Origin of the sequence: Jejuia spongiicola, from assembly GCF_023502325.1 — a bacterium.
In the GTDB taxonomy this organism is placed as follows: Bacteria; Bacteroidota; Bacteroidia; order Flavobacteriales; family Flavobacteriaceae; genus Wocania_A; species Wocania_A spongiicola.
In genome coordinates this window covers 191,541-209,659 of the sequence record NZ_JAMFLZ010000001.1, presented here as the reverse complement: position 1 = coordinate 209,659, position 18,119 = coordinate 191,541, and the positions used below count along the sequence as shown (strand labels likewise).

At 32.6% G+C, this 18,119-nt stretch carries 11 protein-coding genes and 1 tRNA gene; 9 read left to right on the top strand and 3 right to left on the bottom strand.

What is annotated here, in order from left to right:
• Positions 1–39: 39 nt before the first annotated feature.
• From M3P09_RS00995 to M3P09_RS00975, 5 genes are all read left to right on the top strand, one after another.
• A complete protein-coding gene (locus M3P09_RS00995) occupies positions 40–1,722 on the top strand; it encodes a tetratricopeptide repeat protein (RefSeq protein ID WP_249971692.1) in 1,683 nt (560 codons plus the stop codon).
• A gap of 290 nt (positions 1,723–2,012) precedes the next feature.
• Positions 2,013–5,090: a SusC/RagA family TonB-linked outer membrane protein gene (locus tag M3P09_RS00990; protein WP_099565067.1), complete on the top strand. Its 3,078-nt coding sequence runs from the start codon at positions 2,013–2,015 to the stop codon at positions 5,088–5,090.
• A gap of 25 nt (positions 5,091–5,115) precedes the next feature.
• Entirely contained in the window at positions 5,116–6,636 is a 1,521-nt protein-coding gene (locus M3P09_RS00985) for a RagB/SusD family nutrient uptake outer membrane protein (protein WP_249971691.1), read from the top strand.
• Between the two features lie 110 nt (positions 6,637–6,746).
• Entirely contained in the window at positions 6,747–10,067 is a 3,321-nt protein-coding gene (locus M3P09_RS00980) for a VCBS repeat-containing protein (protein ID WP_249971690.1), read from the top strand.
• Between the two features lie 165 nt (positions 10,068–10,232).
• The gene (locus M3P09_RS00975) at positions 10,233–12,497 is read left to right on the top strand and encodes a TIM-barrel domain-containing protein (protein ID WP_249971689.1); all 2,265 of its coding nucleotides are present in this window, start codon (positions 10,233–10,235) and stop codon (positions 12,495–12,497) included.
• A 45-nt stretch (positions 12,498–12,542) separates the two neighbouring features.
• Here the strand turns inward: M3P09_RS00975 and M3P09_RS00970 are convergent.
• Positions 12,543–12,616 (bottom strand) — tRNA-Ala (locus tag M3P09_RS00970).
• Positions 12,617–12,622: 6 nt separating this feature from the next.
• Positions 12,623–13,417 carry a universal stress protein gene (locus M3P09_RS00965; protein ID WP_249971688.1) on the bottom strand — a complete coding sequence of 265 codons (795 nt, stop codon included), beginning with the start codon at positions 13,415–13,417 and terminating at the stop codon, positions 12,623–12,625.
• 59 nt (positions 13,418–13,476) lie between these two features.
• Between M3P09_RS00965 and M3P09_RS00960 the strand changes: the two genes are divergently transcribed.
• From M3P09_RS00960 to M3P09_RS00945, 4 genes are all read left to right on the top strand, one after another.
• Positions 13,477–13,977, top strand: a complete 501-nt coding sequence (locus M3P09_RS00960; RefSeq protein ID WP_249971687.1) for a GNAT family N-acetyltransferase — start codon at positions 13,477–13,479, stop codon at positions 13,975–13,977.
• Positions 13,974–15,308, top strand: coding sequence for an MATE family efflux transporter (locus tag M3P09_RS00955; RefSeq protein WP_099565073.1), 1,335 nt, complete (start codon positions 13,974–13,976; stop codon positions 15,306–15,308). Before M3P09_RS00960 ends, M3P09_RS00955 begins: the two co-directional genes overlap by 4 nt.
• A 162-nt stretch (positions 15,309–15,470) precedes the next feature.
• Positions 15,471–15,923, top strand: a complete 453-nt coding sequence (locus M3P09_RS00950; protein ID WP_249971686.1) for a 6-pyruvoyl trahydropterin synthase family protein — start codon at positions 15,471–15,473, stop codon at positions 15,921–15,923.
• 175 nt (positions 15,924–16,098) lie between these two features.
• Positions 16,099–16,854, top strand: coding sequence for a UDP-2,3-diacylglucosamine diphosphatase (locus M3P09_RS00945; protein WP_249971685.1), 756 nt, complete (start codon positions 16,099–16,101; stop codon positions 16,852–16,854).
• Here M3P09_RS00945 and M3P09_RS00940 read toward each other — a convergent pair.
• A complete protein-coding gene (locus tag M3P09_RS00940) occupies positions 16,851–18,119 on the bottom strand; it encodes an MFS transporter (RefSeq protein ID WP_249971684.1) in 1,269 nt (422 codons plus the stop codon). The genes M3P09_RS00945 and M3P09_RS00940 overlap by 4 nt on opposite strands.

Below are 18,119 nucleotides of genomic sequence, written 5' to 3'. Positions count from 1 at the left end.
CAATCTTTATTAATTAATAAAATTTACATTAATATACTTATGAGACCTGTTTTTTTAATACTAATATTTATAGGGTTTACTACTCATGCACAAACTAATATATGGGATGAAAACCCAAATGATTCTCAAATAGAACTGGATAGTTTATTAACTATTTTACCTTACTCAACAGGCAAAGATAAAATACCATTACTAAACAGAGTAGCAGAGATTTACTGGTCTATAAATCCAGACAAAACTATAGAATACGCAAATGAGGCCTTACAATTATCTTTAGAATTTAACGATAAAAGTCAGGAAGGGTTAGCTCTTATTAACCTCTGTCAAGGCTATTTATTTAATGACTTTTACGACAAAGCATTACAGTTAGGATTACAATCATTAGAAATTAGAAAAGAAATAGGAAACGACTATGATTTGGCTTTTACACTGCGCACTTTAGGTTGGTTGTATTATGATATTGGCTATTTTGACAAAGCGCTTCAATACCATACAGAGACTTTAAAAATACATGAAAGAATCGACGACAGACAACGCATTGCTTATAGCTATAATAGTATTGGATTAATTCATGAGCACAAGGGGGATTGCAATTTAGCATTATCTTTTTTTAAGAAATCATTAGAATTAAAAAAAGAGTTTAACAATAAAGATAGGATTGCCGAAACCATGAAAAACATGGGCATTTGCTATCGCAAGATTAACGAACTTGATTATGCTAAGGATTTTTTAGAGTCTTCCTTAGATATTTCAAATCAAATTAAAGATTTGCAAAATAAAGTAGATATCTTAAATGAACTGTCGATAGTAAATTTAAAGCTTGGAGATTATAAAAAGTGCTATTCGTTATTAAGCGAATCTAGATTAATCATGGAAGGGTTAATGGATAACAAAGAATGGGTTGTTGAGAATGATAGAATTTTGTCTGATTATTATTTAGCAATTGGAGATTATAAAGAAGCACTTTTAAACTATAAGAAGCATGCTGAAGCGAAATCTGAAATTTTTTCCAATAATAAAAGTGAGAAATTAACAGAAATGAGAACGCTTTATGAGGCTGAAAGAAGAGAGTCTGAGATTAAACTATTAGAGCAACAAAGAAACTTAGAAGCACAAAAGAGAGAGTCTTTATTAATTGGCTCAATACTATCGGTAATCATTGCAATTCTTGTTATAGTATCACTTTGGAATAATATAAAAAAGAAAAAAGCTATATACGATCAAGGCAATAGGTTATCAAAAGAAAAACTAAAAACGCAATCTCTATTAAGAGAAAACCTTGAACATAAATTGGAGTTTAGAATGAAAGAACTAACAAACTTAGCTTTGTTTATATCTCAAAGAACATCCATATATAAAGATCTTACAAAATCGTTAAAAGGCTTAAACTTTACCGATATAAACCAATTAAAAAAACATATTAATAGCCTCATAAAAGAGTATACATTTAAGTTTGACTTTAACGAGGATATACAGAGGTTCCATACAAATGTTGAAACTCTTCAAAGTGAATTTTTATTTAGAATTAAAGAGAAATACCCTCATTTAACTAATAAAGATATCCAGCTAGCTGTGCAGGTAAAACTTAAATTGAGTTCTAAAGAAATAGCAAATATTAATAATATTTCTTTAAACTCTGTAGAAATTGGCAGGCATCGATTAAGAAAAAAATTGAATTTAAACACAAAAGACAATCTTGTTAGTTTCTTAGAAAACATTTAGATTTTCAAAAATATTTAAACCCTTCCTTATACCGTTTATCCATTTGTCCAAAGTTTTTTAATTCTAGTCTTTTACACTATAATTGACACCTAACACCTAAACAACAACCTTACACTACTTCTGTTATTATACCTCTTAAAAAGTTTTAAAAAAAGATATTTGAACAAAATGTAAAGGTCAAGTAAAGGTGTATTTTGAGGTTTTATCTGAAAATAGTTCAATATTTGATAACACTTAAGCCCGCACTCAATCTTAAGAGTTGGGTTCTGACTAACAAATAAACTATTAATATGAAAAAAAAACAATCAAAAAACCAAAAACACTCTTTTAACGGTCTGTTTTTATTGCTTTTTATGTTTGTAACATTTGGGTTTACTTCTAGTGCTTTTTCTCAAAGTATTGTAGTAAACGGAACCGTTACTGATAATGCTGGAATACCTCTTCCAGGAGCAACAGTTACTATTAAAAATAATCAAACCGTTGGAGTACAAACTGACTTTGAGGGATCCTATTCAATCGAGGTACCAAATCAACAAACTGTATTAGTTTATAGTTTTTTAGGATTTTTAACTAAAGAAATTGTTGTTGCAAATCAAACAACTATAAATGTGTCTTTAGAAGAAAATGCAGAAAGCTTAGACGAAATTGTTTTGGTAGGTTTCGGTACTCAAAAAAGAGAAGAAGTAACAGCAGCAATTACATCAGTTGATGTTGCAGAGCTTCAAAAAATTCCAACTGCAGATATTGCATCGTCTTTACAAGGACAAGTTGCTGGCGTTAATGTAGCAGTAGCTAGTGGTGCTCCTGGAAGCGATCCTGTAATTAGAATTAGAGGTTTAGGAACTATTGGAAATAACAACCCTTTATATGTTATTGATGGTATTCCTGGAGATTTATCTTATATAAACCCAGCAGATATTGCTAATATAAGTATATTAAAAGATGCTTCAGCCGCTACAATTTATGGTTCAAGAGCATCAAATGGTGTTGTTATTGTTACCACTAAAAGAGGAAAAACAGGTGAGCCAAAAGTGACTATAAATTCATATCTAAGTACGCAATCAGTAAAAGATAATGTTGATGTTGCAAATAGAAGCCAACATGATCAAATTAAATTAGATGCTTACACTAATGCAGGCGTAACTCCAGCCCCATATTTAACAGATGGAGGGAGCTATGCTGATTCTGATTGGGTAGGATCATATATTGATACGGCCTTTGAACAAAAACACGATATTGGAATATCTGGCGGAACAGAAAAGATGAATTACAACTTTTCTGCAGGTTATTTTGATAATTCAGGAACAGTAGTTAATACTGGGTTTGACAGATTAAGCACCCGTTTAAATATGGATTTTAATTTACTTGATGGTCGTTTAAAATTATCTCCAGGAATTAGTTACACTAGAGAGAATACGCGAGGTATTTTTGAACCTATCGGAGGTGGAAATGCAAGCTTTTCGCCATTTCTTCAAGTATATACGCAACTTCCTCATAAAGCTATTTATGATTCAAATTCAATTAACGGATTTGCTTCACCAGCTGCAAGCTTAGGTTCTGGAAATCCAATTGGAGAGGGCGAGTTAACTGATAGAATAAATCAAGATGACTATATGCAATTTAATATAGCAGCAGATTTAAAAATTATTGACGGATTAACATATAAATTTCAATATGGTGCTAATGTAGAGAATACACATTTTTCATTCTTCTTGCCAACATATAATTTTGGTCCTCAAGCAACAAATGACAACCCTTTATTAAATGAATCAAGATCAAGAACAAACGAATGGACATTAAATAACACTTTAAATTATCGCAAAGCTTTTGGAGAGCACGATATTGATGTGTTACTAGGTGTGTCAAGAGAAAAAAGTCAATTTAGATCTGTTGGTGGGTCCAACAATACCTTAGCGTCTGATCAATTAAAAGCACTTAGCGCAGGAATTGGTGATGAGTCTTCTTTTGGATTTAATTCAACTAGCACATTACAATCTTATTTTGGTCGTATAAATTATGATTACAAAAACAAATACTATCTTCAAGGTAGTGTAAGACGTGACGGATCATCTCGCTTTGGTCCAGACAATAAGTATGGTAATTTTTATTCTTTATCTTTAGGTTGGGCCTTACACAATGAAGATTTTTTTGAATCAGATTTGTTTAGTCAAATAAAACCACGTTTTAGTTATGGTACTTTAGGTAACCAATTAATTGGTGATCATCTATTTTTAGCTAGAATTGGTTCTGGTGGTCAACAGTTAAACTATCCTTTTGGAGAAGGGGTAAGCCAAAATGTTTTAGTAGGTGCTATTGCTACGTCTTTACCTACACCAGACATACAGTGGGAAGAAACAGCTACTACTAATATTGGTATAGACTTAGGACTTTTAAATAACCGCATTAAGGCAACTTTTGATTATTTCATTTCAAAAACAACAGATATGCTAGTGTCTGTGCCTATCCCTGCATCATCGGGAATTACATCTTTTCCATTAACAAATGGAGGGAATTTAGAAAACAAAGGCTGGGGATTATCTCTTAGCTATAGTAGTGATTCTGATAAAGATTTTACTTTTGATGTTTCTGCAAACATAAGTAGCTCAAAAAATAAAGTTACTAAACTTGGTGTTGCAAATGAATCTTTTACCGATGGTTTTATTGAGTTTAATAACTTCCCTACTACAAGAACAGAAGTTGGTGGAGAAATTGGACGTTTTTATTTATTTGAAGCCGATGGAATTTTCCAAAACCAAGCAGAAATTGATGCTCATGGTGTTCAACCAGATGCTGCTCCAGGTGACTTAAAGTTTACTGACATTAGCGGTAATGGATCTTTAGGTGACGAAGACAAACGTTATTTTGGAAGTGGACTACCAGATTTTGAATACGGTATAAACTTTAATGCCAAATACAAAAACTTTGATGCTAGTTTATTCTTTCAAGGTACGCAAGGCAACAAAATTTTTAATGGTATGAAAATGTGGTTGTATAGATCAGACAGACAAAATATGTCTGCAGACTTAGTAAATGCATGGACACCACAAAATACAGGTTCAAACATTCCTAGAAATGTATTTGGAGACCCAAATAATAATATTCGTCCTTCAAGTTATTTCTTAGAAGATGGATCATACTTTAGATTAAAAAACATACAAATAGGCTATACATTACCAGAAACTGTAACTTCTAAAATAGCGATATCAAATGCTAGAGTATATATTACCGCAAGTAATTTATTTACAATTACAGATTATTCAGGTTTCGATCCAGGACTTGCAAATGGAGGTACATTTACAAGAGGTGTTGATAGAGGGTTTTACCCATTATCTAAGTCGTTCATATTAGGTGTAAATCTATCACTGTAATTTTAAAAATTTAAAAAATAGAACAATGAAAAAAATTAGATATATAATTACAATTGTATTCTTTATAGGGTTTTTAAATTCATGTAGCGATGATTTTATTAATGTTGAAAATAAGGAAGTTTTAACTGAAGAAAGTTTTTGGCAAACTGAAGATCATGCTATGCAAGCCTTAACCGCTGCTTATGGCGCTATGCAAAGTGCCACTGGAAGTAAATGGGCCTTTTTTGAAGAAATGTACACTGCTATGTCGTATAGAGCTGATGATGTTGTTAATAACACAGCTGAAACTTACGGGCGTTCATTAGCCAGTTTTACAAACACAACAGAAGAGAGCGGACCTTATAATATATGGCGAGCAAGTTATGCTGGAATTGGTAGAGCAAATCAAATTTTACAAAAGGTCCCAGAAATGGAAGCTTTGTCAAGTGATGTTAAAAATAATCTTATCGCTGAAGCTAAATTCTTAAGAGCATACTATTATTTTTGGTTAGTAACTGGTTTTGAAAATGTACCATTAATAACTAAATTTAGTGGTGAAACTGCTGATTTATTCCCTAGCCAAGCAGCGCCTTCAGCTGTTTGGGCGCAAATAGAAACAGATCTTACCGAAGCAGAAGCTGGTTTACCTACTAGTTATCCGTCAGAATGGAAAGGTAGAGCAACTCAAGGTGCAGCTAAAGCGCTTTTAGGAAAAGTATATTTGTTTCAAGAAAAATGGGGACAAGCCGAAACTAAATTACAAGAAGTTACAGGTATGGGGTATTCATTATTACCAAATTACGCCGATAATTTCAATGGAAATGCTGAAAACGGTAGCGAAAGTGTTTTTGAAATTCAATTCACCGGAGATCGCTCTAACGGAAATGATGAACGTCAAGTATTTAATTTCCAAGTATCTCCTTACGCGTTTGGTGGCTGGGAACTATTTTACCCTTCGCAATGGTTAGTTGATGAAATGAAAACTGATTTAACTTCAGGTGGAGAAATTAGTGATCGTGCTTATGAAAGTATCTTCTTTGACGACCCTAATTCAGAAATGTATAGTAGAGCTGATGATGCTGTAGTATCTTATGCAACAGTTCAGGCCGATTTAAATCATCCAAAATATTTTAAAAAGTATGCATTTAATCAAGATACTAATTTCTATAACGGAACGAACTTATCTGTAATTCGTTATGCTGATGTGTTGCTTATGTATGCTGAAGCATTAAATGAAAACGACAAAACAACTTTAGCAATAGATCAAGTTAATATTGTAAGGCAACGTGGTGGTGCCGTAGATTTAGGTGTGATGACCAAAGATGAATTACGAGCACAAATACGTCATCATGAGCGCCCTGTAGAACTCGCCATGGAGTTTGGTATTCGTTGGTTCGATTTATATAGATGGCAAAGAGGAGCTACAGCAACAGAATCTATTAAAGCCACTTTGGAAGCTCATAACAAACCATTTGCAGAGAATTTTCAAGATAAACATATAGTATTTCCTATACCACTACAAGAGATAAATATAAATACCAATTTAAACCCAAACCCTGGTTGGTAAAAACTTAAATTATAGAGTTAGTTTTTAAATAGTTTCTTAACTGAAAGCGCCTAGGGATTAACGATATTTCCTAGGTGTTTTTTATTTTTATGCTTGTTAAAACCCTTTTAATGATCAAATACTATACGTCAATAACGTTACTCTCCCTCTTTGTAAGCTTGTTTATGTTTTCTTGTAAAAAGACTTCAAACAAAGAAAACTTTCACAAAGAAAATACTAGTTCTACATTATTCACAGAAATTCAAGCCAAAGAAAGCGGCATAAATTTTATAAATGAAATACCAGAAAGTAGTGCCATGAACAGCATGGTATATGAATATTTTTATAATGGTGGTGGTGTTGCTATTGGAGACGTAAATAATGACGGATTAGCTGACATTTATTTTACTTCAAACTTAAAGGATAACAAACTTTATTTAAATAAAGGAGATTTTAAATTCGAAGATATTACAAGTAAAGCAAATGTAAAAGGCTCTTTTGGTTGGACAACAGGGGTTACCATGGTTGATATAAATGCTGATGGGTGGCTAGATATTTATGTTTGTAAATCGGGAAAAGGAAAAGCAAAAAACAGGCAAAATGAATTATTCCTAAACAATAAGAATGGAACATTTACAGAGTCTGCATCTATATATGGTTTGAATTTCTCTGGCTATAGTACTCAAGCTTCATTTTTTGATTATGATAAGGATGGTGATTTAGATGTGTTTCTTCTAAACCATAATGTAACGCCTGTAAACACTAATAACCCTGAGAATTTTAAGAATGACAGTAACGAGCTTGTTGGAGATAAGTTATACAGAAACGATAGCGGAAGATTCACTGATATCTCAAAGCAGGCCGGAATTATTCAGAATTCATTAGGTTTTGGTTTGGGTGTTTCTATTGGCGATTTAAATCAAGATGGGTGGCCAGATATTTATGTTTCCAATGATTACATAGAACACGACTACTTATATTATAATAATCAAAACGGTACATTCTCTGAGGCTTTAAAATCTTCTTTTCAGCATGTGTCAAACTTTTCTATGGGCACAGATATAGCCGATTTCAATAACGATGGTTTATTAGATGTTATTACGCTAGATATGGTAGCAGAAGATAATTATGGTATAAAAACAAGTATGAGTGGTATGAACCCTAAAGCTTTTAACCATGCAGTAAATAAAGGGTTTCATTATCAATACATGTATAACAGCTTACAGCTTAATAATGGGGGTTCTAAATTTAGTGATATCGCACAACTAGCAGGCGTATCAAGTACAGATTGGAGCTGGGCACCATTATTTGCTGACTTTGATAATGATGGCTTAAAAGATTTATTTGTATCTAACGGTTTAAAAAGAGATTTTAGAAATAATGATTTTAGAAAATATAAGCTGAAACGACTAAAGCAAGCCCAAAAGAGCAAAGAAAAGATGTCTTCGGTTGTAGAAGAGTTAGTTCAAAAAACACCTCAGCGCAAAACATTTAACTATCTTTTTAAAAACAATGGCGATTTAACATTTACTAAGTCAAATAGTACATGGGGAATTACAAAACCTTCCTTTTCAAACGGTGCGTCATATGCCGATTTAGATAATGACGGTGATCTAGATTTGGTTGTTAATAATATTGATGAAAAAGCCACCATATTAAAAAACAATACTAAAGGGAATCATCTTCAGTTTCAATTTAAAGGTCAACCTAAAAATCCTTTTGGTGTGGGTGTCCATATAGAAATTGAAACTAAAACAGGTTTACAGCACTTGGAAAATTATCCAACAAGAGGCTATCAATCATCCATAGAACCTATTTTACATGTTGGTTTAGATACATTAAAACTTGTTGACAGAGTTATTGTTACATGGTCAGATGGTAAGTCGCAAATTATTGAAAACGTTTCAGCAAATAAAAGGGTTCTAATAAATTATAACGATGCAAAACATCAGCAACCTACTAATCCTAATTACTTTACGTTAATTAAAGATATAACAACCAAAACAAAATTAAATCACAAACACTCAGAGAACGAGTATGACGATTTTGAAACAGAAAGCTTATTGCCACATAAAATGTCTCAATTTGGACCAGCATTAACCGTTGGAGATGTAAACGGTGATGGGTTAGACGATTTTTATATAGGAGGAGCAAAAGGTTATCCTGGAGCAATGTATATACAAAATAGTGAGGGAACATTTAGTAAATCGAATGTTAGCACATGGTTTGCTGATAAAGCTTATGAAGACATAGGTGCTGCATTTTTTGATGCTGATTCTGATGGCGATTTAGACCTCTACATTGTGAGTGGAGGAAACGAATGGCTTGCAAATAGCGTCATGTACCAAGACAGACTTTATATAAACAACAAAGGTGTTTTTAAGAAGTCTCGCTTTAAACTTCCAAAAATGTACTCAAGCGGAAGTTGTGTAAAACCTTTTGATTTTGATAATGATGGTGATCTAGACTTATTTATTGGAAGTAGACTTCTCGGTCAAAAATACCCATATTCTGGTAAAAGTTTTCTTTTAGAAAATGCAAACGGACAGTTTAAAAATATAACAAGTGCTAAAGCATCAAATTTATCAGAAATAGGAATGGTAACCGATGCTATTTGGACAGATTTTGATGGTGATAATCAAACCGATTTGATTGTTGTTGGAGAGTGGATGGAAATTACATTCTTCAAAAATGAAAATGGCCAATTACTTCTTCAAGAAAACATGTTACCAAACTCAAACGGTTGGTGGAATTGTATTAAAAGCTTTGATTTTGATAATGATGGCGATATGGATTACGTTGTTGGAAATCTAGGTGCTAACTACAAATATAAAGCCTCCATTAAAGAACCTTTTGAAGTATTCTCAACAGATTTTGATAATAACGGTACAAATGATATTGTTTTAGGATACTATAATCAAGAGCATTTGTTTCCATTGCGTGGGCGCGAATGTAGCTCTAACCAAATGCCTTTTATTAAGAAAAAGTTTCCAACTTATAATGATTTTGGTTCAGCTAAATTGGTAGATGTTTATGGAAAAGAAAAACTAGAGGAAGCATTACACTTAAAAGCATATACATTTACCTCAATAATTATAGAAAATCAAGGCAATGGTCAATTTAAAAGTATTGAACTCCCAAACCACGCCCAAATATCTTCAATTAATGATTTGGTTATTGCAGATTTTGACAACGATGGTAAAGATGACATTTTAGTAGCAGGAAATAAGTATCAATCTGAAATCGAAACACCAAGAAATGATGCTAGTTATGGTCTAATAATTAAAACAACAGACGATAATACGCTTTCAATACTCACACCTAAAGAAAGTGGCTTATTACTAAATGGCGACATTAAATCTTTAAAAACCATAAATATTAATGGCGAAAAATCAGTGCTTGTTGGAAAAAACAATGACTCTTTGAAGGTTTTTCAATCGACTCAAAAATAAAACATAAGCACTTATTCACGCCCTTGATTTTAAAGCAATCAAATAGTTTAACCAATTATAAATATTTAAAAGACATTGATTACAAAAATTAAACCTCAAGCTATATTAAATTCTTTTAAAGACTTTAATTCATTCAAAATAGTTACACTATTTATAGTGTTTCTAATGAGTAATTCTTTCTCCAGTCAAAATAATGTGGGTGCACATGATGGGTACGTAACAAGAGTAACCATCAATCAAAATACAGAGATATCTTTTTATTCTTCTACAATGTTTCGTTTGCGTTATTCTAAACTAAATAACGATAACTACAAAAAAGAATATGCTATTCCATTTACAATAGGGCACACCAATCCATGGAAAGAAGTTTCTGTAAGTGTCATTCAAAAAGACAATATTTATTTTTTACATACTGAGAAGCTAACTGTTGAGGTTAATATAATAACTAAAGAAATGACTGTAAAACAAAAAAATTCTGGAACCCAAATATACCCTTCAGATGGTCCTGTTTATGGTATGTTTAAGGATGGGTATAGCATGTTTGATAGTGCCAGCTTTTTTAATGAAAAAAATGATAATAGTAGATACTCACATTGGTTTTATAATCCAGAAACTCATCTTTATGACATCTATCTTGAAGAAGATGCGCTTATGGATCAGTACTTTATTTACGGGCCGTCTTATCAAAAAATATATCAGCAATTCAACCAGCTTATTGGGGCTGAACCTTTATTACCAAAAAAGGCTTATGGTTTCTTCCAAACGCAACACTTAGCCTGTAACGGTGATCAAAAACAATTAATGGATGTCGCCAAAAAGCTAAGAGAGAGAAATATTCCTGCTGATAACTTGATAATAGATTTTGAATGGGGTGATGGCTGTATTGCAAATAAAGAAATTCAATGGGGAAGTATAATGGATTGGTCTGATAATTATAAAAAACCTCTTTCTCCAACGGCCATGATAGATAGTTTAAAAGCTATGAATTTTGATGTCATGCTAATTCAGCATAACGCTCCAGATTATAAAAATCGAAATGGTCAAGGATGGACAGAAACGATTCAACCCGAAGCCCTTTGGTGGGAAAAATGGAAAGAAAAATTAAATCAAGGTGTAAGGGGCACTTGGCAAGATACAAGACGTAACGACATAACTGATAGTAGAATATGGACTGGGACTCAAAAATATTTAGGTAATAATAATCGTGTTCTTTTTATGGGTTGTAGAAAAATGCAAGCCGTAAACCCATGGGATTTTAGATATAGTGTAACACCTGTAAATAATTTAATTGGAGCTAGAAGGTATCCGTTTGACTGGACTGGAGATTGCTCGTTTAATTGGAACGAATTAAAATGGCAAATAAAGGCCATTACCAATTCTCATGGCTCATTAAAAGGAGTTTCGTATATATCTTCAGACGGTGTAGGCGAAACATGGCAAATTCAAGCAAGGTGGAATCAATTTTCTGATTTTTCTGCTATTTCAAGGTCTCACAATCCAAAACCTTGGGCAGGCAATATAGATGTTGCAAACTTTCAGAATAAGATTAAAATAGAAGGCAGGGATTCTGTGGTAATAAAAGACACTAAAGAAAATATAACTCATGCAGTAAGTGGTAATGAAAACACTGGATTATCAGCAGAAAGAAGCATCAGAAAACACAGAAAAGAACGATACAAGCTATTACCATACATATATTCAACAGCCTACGAAAATTATTTAAAAGGAATGCCTATTTGCAGGCCCATGTTAGTTGCCTTTCCTGAAGATTATTTATGCTTTTCTGATACATGGCCATATCAATATATGTTTGGTTCAAATATTTTAGTTGCGCCAGTGTATAGTGATTTTAAAACCATGGAAATTTATCTGCCTCGTGAAAATGACTGGATAGATTACTGGAGTAAAGAAGTTTATAAAGGAGGGGGAATTATTAGTTATAATACAGAGGATGTTGAAAAGTTACCATTATTTATAAAAGCCGGAGCTATATTGCCAAAAACTTCAGAAAGGAATTGGATTGAGGAAGAAAAACAGGAAGAAAAATTGATTTTGGACATTTATCCAGCAGAAGGCAAAACATCATTTACTTTATATGAGGATGATGGAAAAACCATAGTTTATCAAAATGGAGCATACTCTAGTATTGTTATCAGTCAAAATCAAGCCAAAGAAGGAGAGTTAATTATTAATATTGACAAAGCAAAAGGTAACTTTAAAAACAAATTGTATTCTAGGGTTTGGCAAGTAAGAGTCTTTGATATTTTAAATGTATATAACTCTGTAAGCATTAATGGGAAAAAAGAAAAAATAAAAGCAAATTCTAACTCAAGCAAAACAGATTTAAAAAATGGAGAAATGTTTAAAGAAGTTACTTTCAGCCAATCTTTAGATAAAAGCTCAACGCTCGTATTCAACAAAAATAATTAAAAGAAAAAGCTCTTACATAAAAATTGTAAGTCTTAATTTTTAATGTGGAGAAGACGGGATTCGAACCCGTGACCTCTTGACTGCCAGTCAAGCACTCTAGCCAACTGAGCTACATCCCCATTAATTTATTTTAATCCGCTTAATACTAAAACAGGGGTGTTACTATTAAAATCCTTTTTCAGGATTACATTTTTCTCCCATTTTTTTACAAAAAACCCTCGTTTTCTTCTAACTACGCATAACATGTCGGGGCTGTGTGATTGATAATGTTCTAAAACGCCGTGAAATGTAGTTGCATTTTCTGATTTAGTTATGTTTTCAACAATACCTCCCAATTGTTCTTTAACATCAAAATCACCATCATTATAATAAGGTGTTTTAACAAGTAAGAGGTTTACATTGGCCTTAAAATTATCTTTAATATCAATCAAAGGATTTAAAGCTTTTTCCTTTTTTATAATAGCAGATTTAACAGCTAACAAAATGCTTGCAAAAGGTTTAAATTGATAGCCTTCAGGGACTATAAGCGCGGGGATTTGAGTTTGCTTAATAATTTTTCCCGATGTTTTTCCTAAAAACACCTCGTCTTTTATTGAATTTGTTCTAGGTTCAACCATTATTAAATCAATATTAGCAGCTTTACTTGCCAACTCTAATGTGTCAACTAGTTTTCCTTTTAAAGTTTTTACAACCACATCAACACCTTTAGTGTCTATTTTAGAAACTAAATTGTCTAAAAAAGCTTTGCTTTCTTTTTCAATAATATGATCAACCTTAATCATAGTTCCAGCCTTTGTATACACATTATAAACTTGCACAACATAAAGTTTTGCGTTAAATGCTTTGGCAAAATCTACCGCATATTGCAAATGGCTTAAAGCATTTTTTGATGACCCTACAGGAACTAAAATATTCTTCATAATAAAAAGTTTAAAAGACTAAATTTGTAGCAATATTTATGCAAAAGTAAACATTAAAAATGATTCGTAAAGCAAGACTAAAAGATATCGACAGAATTATAAGCATTACAAAAGCTTGTGCTAGCTTTATGATTGACAAAGGTATTTATCAATGGAATGAACATTACCCCAATAAAGCAGCCTTTAAAAATGATGTTTTAAGAAACGAGTTATATGTCATCGAAGAAGATAAAACAATCGTTGGTTGTGTGGTAGTTTCATCATTCATGGACGAAGAATATATTCCTGTTTCTTGGTTAACGGAAAGCAATCGGAATATTTATATCCACCGTTTAGCTATTCACCCAAAACATCAAGGTAAAGGATACGCAAAAAAATTAATGGATTTTGCTGAAAAATTTGCTAAAGAAAACAACTATACTTCAGTAAGGTTAGATACATTTTCTCAAAACAAAAGAAATCAAAAATTTTACGAATTACGAAGTTATAAACGCTTAGGAGACATTTATTTTCCTAAGCAAAGCAATCATCCTTTTTACTGTTACGAATTAATACTGTGAGCACAAACATAAGTTTAAAACATATAAACAAATTAGCCATTCCAGCTCTAATATCTGGAATATCAGAACCCATACTATCATTAACTGATGCCGCAATAGTTGGGAATATACAGTTTAATGCCACCGAATCTTTAGCGGCCGTTGGTATTGTAACCACTTTTTTATCCATGTTAATTTGGGTTTTGGGTCAAACTAGAAGTGCTATTTCATCAATAGTTTCTCAATATGTTGGTGCAAATAACCTTGATGAAATTAAAAACCTGCCAGCACAAGCTATATTTATTATTACCTCGTTAAGTGTTTTAATAATAATTGGAACTTATCCTTTTGCAAACCATATTTTTAAGCTTTATAATGCCTCTGGTTTAATTTTAGAATATAGTGTAGATTATTACAAAATTCGGGTTTTTGGTTTCCCTTTTACGTTATTTACCATAGCCGTTTTTGGTGCTTTTAGAGGCTTGCAAAACACTTATTATCCTATGCTTATTGCCATAATAGGAACCATTGCTAATATTATTTTAGATTTTATTCTAGTATATGGTATTGATGGTTATATTGAGCCTATGCATATTAAAGGCGCTGCTTACGCCAGTGTTATAGCACAATTGTTAATGGCTATTTGTGCAGTATATTATTTGCTTAAAAAGACCTCTATTCCATTAAAATTAAGCTTTCCATTTAACAAAGAGATTAACCGTTTTGTATTAATGATTCTCAATCTTTTTGTACGTACCATTGCTTTAAATGTTACCCTATATTATGCTAGTGCTTTTGCTACAAGTTACGGTGCAACTTACATAGCTGCTTATACCATCGCCATTAATTTATGGTTTTTAGGCGCTTTTATTGTAGATGGTTATTCAAGTGCTGGAAACATTTTATCGGGTAAATTATACGGTGGAAAAGAATATAGTTTGCTTATTACATTAAGTAACAAACTAATAAAATATGGTATAGTTATAGGGATATTCATAGCTTTAGTTGGTGGCTTGTTGTATTACCCCTTAGGAAACATTTTCACTAATGATCCAGAAGTTTTAAAACAATTTTATAACATATTTTGGATCGTTTTAGCAATGCAACCCTTATGTACACTCGCTTTTATTTTTGATGGTATTTTTAAAGGCTTAGGCAAGATGGAGGTTTTACGTAACGTTCTTTTAGCCTCTACCTTTTTAGTATTTATTCCTATTTTATTTTGGTTAGATTATCTCAATTATAAACTTTATGCCATTTTTATAGCCATAACATTCTGGATCATTGCAAGAGGATTTCCACTAATTTTAATATTCAGAAAAATATTTACGCCTCTATCAAAAAACAATTAACTTTGATGCATATTAAGCATCTAAATTATTTAAAATGGACATCTTAGGTTTCATTAGCGGAAACGGATTATTTCTAGTACTAGGTTTAGTTTTAATAATCGTTTATTTTGTAAATAAAAGAAAAAGAAGATAGTATCTTTGCATAGCAAATAACATTACAAAATGAGTAACATTCGCATTACAAAACAATTTTCTTTTGAAACTGGTCACGCACTTTATGGGTACGATGGTAAGTGTAAAAATGTACATGGTCATAGCTACAAACTATCAGTAACTGTTTTTGGCAAACCCATAACAGACAACAATCACGTAAAATTTGGGATGGTTATCGATTTTAGTGATTTAAAAAAAATTGTAAAAGAAGAAATTGTAAATGTCTTCGATCATGCCACTGTTTTTAATAAAAATACACCACATGTCGAGCTTGCAAAAGAGCTTGAGAATCGTGGTCATAACGTATTACTGGTAAATTACCAGCCAACCAGTGAAATGATGGTAATTGATTTTGCACAAAAAATAAAAAACCGCTTACCAAATCACATTACATTACATTCCTTAAAGCTTCAAGAAACCGATACCTCTTTTGCAGAGTGGTATGCCTCCGATAATATATAGAGGGTTACCATACATTTCGACTCCACTCTAGGCAAGTGGTTAGGCTTTTGGTAGTCACTTTTTGTGTCGCATAGGTGCAACAACACAAAAAGAGCTTTAGCAATCCCTAACTCAAAACCAATAGTTCTAGGCTAAATATTCGTGTATTAGTGGCTAATTTATTTATATTTACTTCATGAATATTCCAGAAGGGAAAAAAATATATTTCGCATCCGATAACCATTTAGGAGCGCCAACACAAGATGCTTCTCGTCCACGCGAAAAAAGATTCGTAGCATGGTTAGACGAAGTAAAGCACGATGCTGCTGCTATTTTTTTATTAGGCGATTTGTTTGATTTTTGGATGGAATATAAAAAAGTAGTCCCGAAAGGATTTACACGTACGTTAGGAAAGCTTGCCGAAATATCAGATTCTGGAATTCCTATCTACTACTTTGTAGGCAATCACGACCTATGGATGAATGGCTATTTTGAAGAAGAACTTAACATTCCTGTTTATCATAAACCCAAAGAATTCACATTCAATAACAAATCCTTTTTTATTGGACATGGCGATGGCCTAGGACCGGGAGACAAAGGTTATAAACGTATGAAAAAGGTGTTTACAAACCCTATTTGTAAATGGTTATTTCAGCGCTTATTACATCCAGATTTTGGCATGCGTATAGGGCATTACATGTCAGTAAAAAATAAGCTTATTTCTGGCGATGAAGACGCTAAATTTTTAGGTGAGGATAACGAATGGTTGGTACAATATTGTAAACGGAAATTAGAAAGTAAACATCGTGATTTTTTTGTTTTCGGACATAGGCACTTGCCTTTAAATATAGATCTCAACGAGCAATCAAAATACATCAATCTTGGTGATTGGATTTCATATTATACCTATGGTGTTTTCGATGGTCAGAATATGGAAATTAAAGAGTATTAATCTTCAGCTTCATGCGCTTCAATATCTTTAGTTAAATCTAATTTTCTGAACGATGGCGATACTATTCCTGTGGTTACAACAGTAATTAAAGTCATAGTTCCGCCAAAAACAACAGCATTTACTGTGCCCATAAGCTTTGCTGTTAAACCACTTTCAAAAGCACCTAACTCGTTCGAGGACCCAACAAACATAGAATTTACCGATGCTACTCGACCTCTCATATGGTCTGGTGTTTTTATTTGTAAAATGGTTTGTCGAATAACCATAGAGACACCATCGGTAACACCACTAAAGAATAGAGCAACTACTGAAATCCAAAAAACTGAAGACAGCCCAAAAACAATAATACAAACCCCAAAACCAAAAATAGCAGCAAGCAATTTCATACCTGCGTTTTTACTAATTGGTAAATAAGCAGTAACCAGCATTGTTAAAAACGCCCCTATTGACGGGGCTGCAGCTAAAATTCCAAAGCCTTTAGGCCCTACTTTTAAAATATCCTCAGCAAACACAGCCAATAATGCAACAGCTCCACCAAATAATACCGAAATCATATCTAAAGTCAAAGCTCCTAAAATAGCTTTAGTTTTAAATACAAAGCGAACACCTTCTTTTAAGCTTTGCATTACAGGCTCGCCTATTTTAGGATTTAAAATAGGTTTTCTTTTTATTTGAAACAATAAAAGCAGTGAAAATAATACGAGGCCAAATACAATACACAAAGCCCATTGAACACCAATCCATCCTATGGAAAAGCCAGCGAAGGCTACTCCTAACACACGAGCCATTTGCCATGTAGAACTATTCCATGTAGCAGCATTTGGATAAATTTTCTTAGGTACAATAAGTGCTACCAACGAAAAAATAGCTGGACCAAAAAACGAACGTAAAAAACCGCCAAAAAACACCAATGCATAAATGCAATATAATATCGTGTTGGTTTTCCATTCTGACACTATTTTTGGAGAAGTCAATAAAAACAACCCAAAACTGATTAATGAAAAAGCAGCAATACAAGTAGCTAGTAAATTTCGTTTCTCTTTTTGGTCTACAATATGCCCAGCAAATAATGCCATTGATAAAGCTGGAATAATTTCCATTAGGCCAATTATCCCTAATGACAGTGGATCTTTTGTTAAACTATAGACTTGCCACTCTATAATTATGAACTGCATAGACCAACCAAAAACTAATGCGAAACGCAGTAGTAAAAAGATATTGAATTCTTTAATGCGTAAAGCAGCATAAGGATCTTTTTTTGCCAT

What these genes read in the sequence shown, in the direction of transcription:
- M3P09_RS00945 (WP_249971685.1), top strand. Translation starts at nt 16,099, where the DNA reads ATGAATATTCCAGAAGGGAAAAAAATATATTTCGCATCCGATAACCAT.
- M3P09_RS00995 (WP_249971692.1), top strand. Translation starts at nt 40, where the DNA reads ATGAGACCTGTTTTTTTAATACTAATATTTATAGGGTTTACTACTCAT.
- M3P09_RS00940 (WP_249971684.1), bottom strand. Translation starts at nt 18,119, where the DNA reads ATGGCAAAAAAAGATCCTTATGCTGCTTTACGCATTAAAGAATTCAAT.
- M3P09_RS00980 (WP_249971690.1), top strand. Translation starts at nt 6,747, where the DNA reads ATGATCAAATACTATACGTCAATAACGTTACTCTCCCTCTTTGTAAGC.
- M3P09_RS00985 (WP_249971691.1), top strand. Translation starts at nt 5,116, where the DNA reads ATGAAAAAAATTAGATATATAATTACAATTGTATTCTTTATAGGGTTT.
- M3P09_RS00950 (WP_249971686.1), top strand. Translation starts at nt 15,471, where the DNA reads ATGAGTAACATTCGCATTACAAAACAATTTTCTTTTGAAACTGGTCAC.
- M3P09_RS00975 (WP_249971689.1), top strand. Translation starts at nt 10,233, where the DNA reads ATGAGTAATTCTTTCTCCAGTCAAAATAATGTGGGTGCACATGATGGG.
- M3P09_RS00990 (WP_099565067.1), top strand. Translation starts at nt 2,013, where the DNA reads ATGAAAAAAAAACAATCAAAAAACCAAAAACACTCTTTTAACGGTCTG.
- M3P09_RS00960 (WP_249971687.1), top strand. Translation starts at nt 13,477, where the DNA reads ATGATTCGTAAAGCAAGACTAAAAGATATCGACAGAATTATAAGCATT.
- M3P09_RS00965 (WP_249971688.1), bottom strand. Translation starts at nt 13,417, where the DNA reads ATGAAGAATATTTTAGTTCCTGTAGGGTCATCAAAAAATGCTTTAAGC.